6 protein-coding genes are annotated in these 5,984 nt (G+C 47.9%); 2 read left to right on the top strand and 4 right to left on the bottom strand.

Annotation, left to right across the window (positions count from 1 at the left end):
• Positions 1-592 (bottom strand): hypothetical protein (locus ACO6UY_RS23775; RefSeq protein ID WP_422463867.1); only part of this gene is annotated, 592 nt, incomplete at its 3' end.
• Positions 593-817: 225 nt separating this feature from the next.
• Here ACO6UY_RS23775 and ACO6UY_RS23770 point away from each other — a divergent pair.
• The gene (locus ACO6UY_RS23770) at positions 818-1,252 is read left to right on the top strand and encodes a transposase (RefSeq protein WP_422491513.1); all 435 of its coding nucleotides are present in this window, start codon (positions 818-820) and stop codon (positions 1,250-1,252) included.
• On the top strand, positions 1,197-1,424 hold the full coding sequence (locus ACO6UY_RS23765; protein ID WP_422450731.1) for a transposase: 228 nt from the start codon (positions 1,197-1,199) through the stop codon (positions 1,422-1,424). Before ACO6UY_RS23770 ends, ACO6UY_RS23765 begins: the two co-directional genes overlap by 56 nt.
• A 126-nt stretch (positions 1,425-1,550) precedes the next feature.
• Here the strand turns inward: ACO6UY_RS23765 and ACO6UY_RS23760 are convergent, their stop codons facing one another.
• The 3 genes from ACO6UY_RS23760 to ACO6UY_RS23750 form a co-directional block, all read right to left on the bottom strand.
• Positions 1,551-2,105 carry a hypothetical protein gene (locus ACO6UY_RS23760; RefSeq protein WP_422463868.1) on the bottom strand — a complete coding sequence of 185 codons (555 nt, stop codon included), beginning with the start codon at positions 2,103-2,105 and terminating at the stop codon, positions 1,551-1,553.
• A 107-nt stretch (positions 2,106-2,212) separates the two neighbouring features.
• Positions 2,213-5,005: a DUF1601 domain-containing protein gene (locus tag ACO6UY_RS23755; RefSeq protein WP_422450733.1), complete on the bottom strand. Its 2,793-nt coding sequence runs from the start codon at positions 5,003-5,005 to the stop codon at positions 2,213-2,215.
• 76 nt (positions 5,006-5,081) lie between these two features.
• Positions 5,082-5,984, bottom strand: a 903-nt coding sequence (locus tag ACO6UY_RS23750) for an RAP domain-containing protein (RefSeq protein ID WP_422463870.1), incomplete at its 5' end; no start/stop codon positions are given.

The raw sequence follows: 5,984 nt of genomic DNA, 5'->3' as shown, positions 1-5,984 counted from the left end.
CGTGAGGTTTTTGGTTGCACTTGAATATGATTGCATCAAGTAGTGTTGACAGTAAGGCAGCCTGAGTACGCTTAACACGCTGATCCATGGGTTTATGAGGGGTAAAAACACCCGCTGAAGTCAATGAGTGGAGTGTTGTCGTAAGGCTTCGCCAGTCCCAGCGCCGTGATATGGTAAAATTTTGCAGCAAACGTATCAGCTGGCTTTGTTCCGCTCGATTTAACGGTCTTTTTGCAGCGGATGTGTATTGTTTAATTGAATTGGCATACTGGCCGTGATTTCTCCCATCATAGCGATGACCGAAATGATGCAATTTACTTACCAGGTCATCCATTACTTCCTGTTTGATGAGCGCCTTAAAATCTTGAGCAGGGTTTACTGTACGGCGCTGTAGATATTGAGAAGAGCGTGTGTCAGAAGAATGGTAAAATTCATTGCGACCCGGGTTAGTGCGTGGGTTATTATCCCACTGCCTGACCGTGGCCTGTCTGTATCGTCCACACCTCGAAGCAGCAGCACGGCCACTCGCTCGGTTATGATTATTATCGGATCTTACGTATTGACCACTGATACCGGCAGAGCTTCCGTCCATAATTATATTTCATTAATTCATGGAAATATAAAAAGCAGACTGCTGTGCGGTTCAGAAGTTCATTTTGCTGAAATGTTTATCACCGGAATATGAACACGGTTCTAGATTTCATAATTCCCCGGCTCGTCAAGGCAATCCAGGACAAACGACACCAATCATATATTGACCATTCCATGCAGGATCTTCTGACGCAAAGAGTGCTGCAAATGGCCTGCGGTTATCAGGATGCCAAATGACAGCAACCATTTGCGTAAGGACCCCATGTTCAAGCTGGCTGTCGGTCGCAGTCCTCTGAATGCCGAGACCCATCTGGCATCAGCCCCCACATTTACACTACTCGGGAAGGGCTTGTCCCGCAGGGATATATACGACCTGGCCTACGCCTTTGCAGAGCATTTTCTCAGCAGCTATAAAAAACCGCCCAAGCTGGCAGTCATTGATCTGGATCACACGGCCAGCCTGACCCACGGTGCTCAACAGTACAGTCTGTTTAATACCAAATACGGCAATACCTGCTACTTGCCACTGATGATTTTTGAAGGTTTGAGCGGGAAGTTGATCACAGCCATTCTTCGGCCGGGTAAAACACCTTCGGGACGAAAGCATGGCAGAAGCTCGCCACTGTTTGCAAACACGTACAGCTTACGCCCGATTAAATAAATTACCGATACCTTACCGGGTGCGTCTGTATGGCGAGGCTCAGTATCAGGCAAAGAGCTGGAAAGGGCTGGATACACGTGTCATATATAAGGCTGAAGTGAACCAGATGGGTGACAACCCTCGCTTTGTATTGACATCAATCAAGAATGCCTCGGCCCGGTGCGTTTATTAGCTGTTCTATTGTCCCAGAGGACAGGATGAAAACTACATCAAACACCTGATTGTCTTGCTGGTATTATCACCCAGCAAGGATTGCCAACTGCTGTATGAGTAACTTTATTGGAGCTATCCAGGGCAACTACTTGTTTTTTTGTTGTGCAGTGTCTGTGGGTAGTTGGTTCAATGGTGCAGGCTGATCAGTTACCAACGTTGCTTTGTTTAATAGTTCCCGGAGGGCAGCAATTTCCTCGCGATTTGTTTTGCAGCTCTCATTAATCTCTTTTTGTTCCCTGTATAATTGATCCAGCTTGTCCATTGGCTTTTTGTTCAATTCCTTAATATTCTTTTCAAGATTCTCAATTTTTTTCTGGTTTTCGGTAAGTTTCAAAGTATTCTGTCTCAGCCTGTTCGATAATTGTTCAAACCTTTCCACTAGTGCATTGTTTAACTGCTGTTTGTTTTTGAGCAGTAGTACATTAGTGTATTGATGCCAGGCAATGCTGCGACGATTCAGGGTGCCAGCCAGGAGATTGGCACCGCAAAATGTCATAAAACCAACAGGTTCAGATGTTATAGGGCTAACGATGCTACCGAAAATTTGACCAAAAACTCCACAACAGGCCGAACCTGCCAGCAAATCAAAATCTAAATAGTCTAACAAGTGTTCGGACGGCGCAATCGGGGGTGGTTGCATGATTGTTAATTCCTGAAAATGAGGGCTACATACTTAGTTAGTTATTACGGCGATAGATCAAACTAAAACATTTCCTCTAATATCCGACTTTCTTTCCAGAAAAAAGTTCAAAATATTTGATTGAAGGACCTTGGCTTTTTTTTCCTCTTCCTTGTTCTTTTTTTGGGTTTGCCTGTTTGCTTCTCTGAATGCTCTTCGCCGGTTAAGTAACAGTGATGTGAGGATTGACACCCGTTATCGATGGTAACGTTTGCCTCATATACCCACCCGATTTTATAGGATACAGAACCATGGGCCTGTGGCGGGATGTCCAGCCTGGTCTTTATTTCATCAATACATCGTTTTATTGAATCCGGGTTCAAAAAGGTGTTAGTGGGGATTTCAATGACCTCAAATCCTGCTTTTTGCAGCAGTGCGATTTTCAGCAGAGTCGAACCATTCCTGGTTTTGAAATCACCACACACGTAATGAAAGGGTCCCTGAATTTCAATAATAATATTGTGGTCAGGCAGTAGCAGATCAACCGGAGGTAATGAGTTCAGACTCCTTTCTGCTTCAATTTTTAAAGAGGGAATAGATGATTGAAGTTGATCGTGGAAGTCGGTTTGATGTTTTGAAATGCTGGTCTGGTAATGGGGGACGATGGGACACGCCCTGTCAAGCCAGCTTGCGGCCATGGCAATGAGGGATTGTTCCTCTACATCGTTTGGGGATGCATTTTCGAAGCGAGTAAACAGGGCGTCCATGTGCTTTTCAAGCAAGCTGTTTTTATTGGTATTGGCATTGGCATCTGGACAGAGCCTGGCACAGCATACCAATACTCCCCAGAGAGACATCGATATATCTTGCTGAGATAACTGAGGGCATTGACTGATTTGGTAGAGAAGAAGTTCAGACGTGGATTTAACCACGTTCAGCTCAACGAGCTCACCCAGTTTCGCCATGGCCCACAGCAGGCTGGCGATATCCCGGGCATTGAGTTGGACTTTCTTTGCGTTCTCGTGGGGCAACAGCGCGGCCACGACCTCTTTGAGACCTGGTGTCTGCTCCTGCCCGTTGTCCACCAGTTTTGCCATGGCCCACAGCAGGTTGGCGATACCCTGAGGAATAAATTGGTCTTTTTGTGCGTTCACGTGGGGCAGCAATGCGGCCACAGCCTCTTTGAGTTCTGGTGTCTGCGCCTGCCCGTTGTCTACCAGTTTCGCCATGGCCCACAGCAGGTTGGCGATTTCCTGGGGTTTAAAGTTAGCTTTCAGTGCCTTCACATGGGACAGCAGCGTGGCTACGGCCGCTTTGAGCTCTGGTGTCTGCGCCTGCCCGTTGTCCACCAGTTTTGCCATGGCCCACAGCAGGTTGGCGATTTCCTGGGGGTTAAAGTTAGCTTGCAGTGCTTTCACGTGGGGCAGTAGCATGGCTATGGCCGCTTTGAGCCCTGGTGTCTGCTCCTGCCCGTTGTCCACCAGTTTCGCCATGGCCCACAGCAGGTTGACGATACCTTGTGGTATAAAGTTAGCGTTCTGTGTATTCACGTGGGGCAACAATGCGCCTGAGGCCTCTTTGAGCCCTGGTATCTGCTCCAGCCCGTTGTCCACCAGTTTCGCCATGGCCCACAGCAGGTTGGCGATATCCTGGGCATTAAATTGGACTTTCTGTGCGTTCATGTGGGGTAACAACACGGCTAAGGCCTCTTTGAGCCCTGGTGTCTGCTCCAGCCCGTTGTCCACCAGTTTCGCCATGGCCCACAGCAGGTTGGCAGTTTCCTGTGGCTTAAAGTTAGCTTTTTGTGTGTTCACAAGGGTCAACAGCACGGCCACAGCCTCTTTGAGGCCTGGTATCTGCTCCAGCCTGTTGTCCACCAGTTTCGCCATGGCCCATAGCATGTTGGCGATATGCTGGGCATCAAATTGGTCTTTCTGTGCATTCACGTTTGGCAACAGCACGACTAAGGCCTCTTTGAGCCCTGGTGTATGCTCCAGCCCGTTGTCCACCAGTTTTGCCATGGCCGACAGCAGGTTGGCATTTTCCTGTGGCTTAAAGTTAGCTTTCTGTGCGTTCAAGTGGGACAAAAGTATGGCCAAGGTCTCGTTGAGCTCTGGTGTCAGCTTCTGCCCGTTGACTACCAGTTTCGCCATGGCCCACAGCATGTTGGCGATCTGCTGAGGAATAAATTGGACTTTCTGTGCGTTCACGTGGGGCAACAGCGCGGCCACTGTCGCTTTGAACCCTGGCGTCCACTTCTGCCCGTTGTCTACCAGTTTTGCCATTGCCCACAGCTGGTTGGAGATTCCCCAGGCATCAATGTCCCTGGCTTGAGGTTTTTGGTTGCACTTGAATATGATGGCATCAAGTTGTGTTGACAATAAGTAAGCTTGAGTTAGCTTGACACGCTCATCCATGGGGTTATGAGGGGTAAAAAACCCCGCTGAAGTCAATGAATGGAGTGTTGTTGTAAGGCTTCGCCAGTCCCAACGCCGTGTTATGGTAAAATTTTGCAGCAAACGTATCAGCTGGCTTTGTTCAGCTTGATTTAACGGTCTTTTAGCAGCTGATGTGTATCTTTTAATTGAATCAGCATACAGACCGTGATGTCTCCCATCATAGCGATCACCGAAACGATAAGATTTACTCACCAGATCAGCCATTATTTCTGGTTTGATGAGCGCCTTAAAATCTTGAGCAGGGTTAACTGAACGGCGCTGTAGATGTTGAGAAGGGCGTGCGTCAGAAGAACGGTAAAATGTAGTACGCCCCGGGTTTGTTCGTGGGGTATCATCCCACTGCCTGACCGTGGCCTGTCGGTATCGTCCACGCCTCGAAGCAGCAGCACGGCCACCCGCTCGGTTATGATTATTATCGGATCTTGCGTATTGACCACTGATACCGGCAGAGCTTCCGTCCATAATTATATTTCATTACTTCATGAAAATATAAAAAGCAGACTGCTGTGCGGTTCAGAAGTTCATTTTGCTGAAATGATTATATATAAGCAGTGCCGTATTTCTCATCTGCAGACCCGCTTTTAAGTGATACGGAGCCATGACCCTGTGGCGGGATGTCCACCCTGGTCTTTATTTGATCAATATATAGTTTTATTGAATCCCGGCTCCTGAGCTGGTTAACCGGGATTTCAATGACCTCAAATCCTGCTTTTTGCAGCAGTGCGATTTTCAGCAGAGTCGAACCATTCCTGGTGTTGAAATCACCATTCACGTAATGAGACCGTCCCTGAATTTCAATCACCATGTTGTGGTCTGGCAGTAGCAGGTCAACCGGAGGTAATGAGTTCAGACTCTTTTCTTCTTCAATCTGCAAAGAGGGAATGCATGATTGGAGTTGAGTGCGAAAGTCGGCTTGAGGTTTTGACAGGTTAGTCTGGTAATGGGGGACGATCGGACACGTTCTCTCAAGCCAACTGGCGGACAGGGAAATGATGCGTTGATCTTCTTCATTATCTGGGGATGTATTTTCCAGGCGAGTAAACAGGTCATCCATGTGCTTTTCAAGCCAGTTATTTTTATTGGTATTAGAGTCTAGAGACAACCTGGCACAGCATACCATGACTCCCCAGAGAGACATCAATATCGCTTGCTGAGAGAGCTGAGGTTTTTCACTGATTCGGTAGACAAGAGATTCGAACGTCGATTTAACCACGTTCAGCTCAACGAGCTCACCCAGTTTTGCCATGGCCCAGAGCAAATTAGCGATTTGCTGTGGATTAAAGTTAGCTTTCTGTACGTTCACGTGGGGCGACAGCGCGGCCACGGTCTCTTTGATCTCTGGTGTCTGCCCCTGCCCGTCGTCCACCAGTTTCGCCATGGCCCACAGCAGGTTGGCAATACCCTGTGGTTTAAAGTTGGCTTTCTGTGCGTTCACGTGGGG

Source organism: Endozoicomonas sp. ALE010 (genome assembly GCF_049310165.1).
GTDB lineage: Bacteria > Pseudomonadota > Gammaproteobacteria > Pseudomonadales > Endozoicomonadaceae > Endozoicomonas.
Note: the sequence above shows the minus strand (reverse complement) of the source record. Positions and strands in the feature narration are given on the sequence as shown.

Coding starts and splice junctions, on each gene's coding strand:
- ACO6UY_RS23760 (WP_422463868.1), bottom strand. CDS start 2,105: ATGCAACCACCCCCGATTGCGCCGTCCGAACACTTGTTAGACTATTTA.
- ACO6UY_RS23755 (WP_422450733.1), bottom strand. CDS start 5,005: ATGGACGGAAGCTCTGCCGGTATCAGTGGTCAATACGCAAGATCCGAT.
- ACO6UY_RS23765 (WP_422450731.1), top strand. CDS start 1,197: ATGGCAGAAGCTCGCCACTGTTTGCAAACACGTACAGCTTACGCCCGA.
- ACO6UY_RS23770 (WP_422491513.1), top strand. CDS start 818: ATGCCAAATGACAGCAACCATTTGCGTAAGGACCCCATGTTCAAGCTG.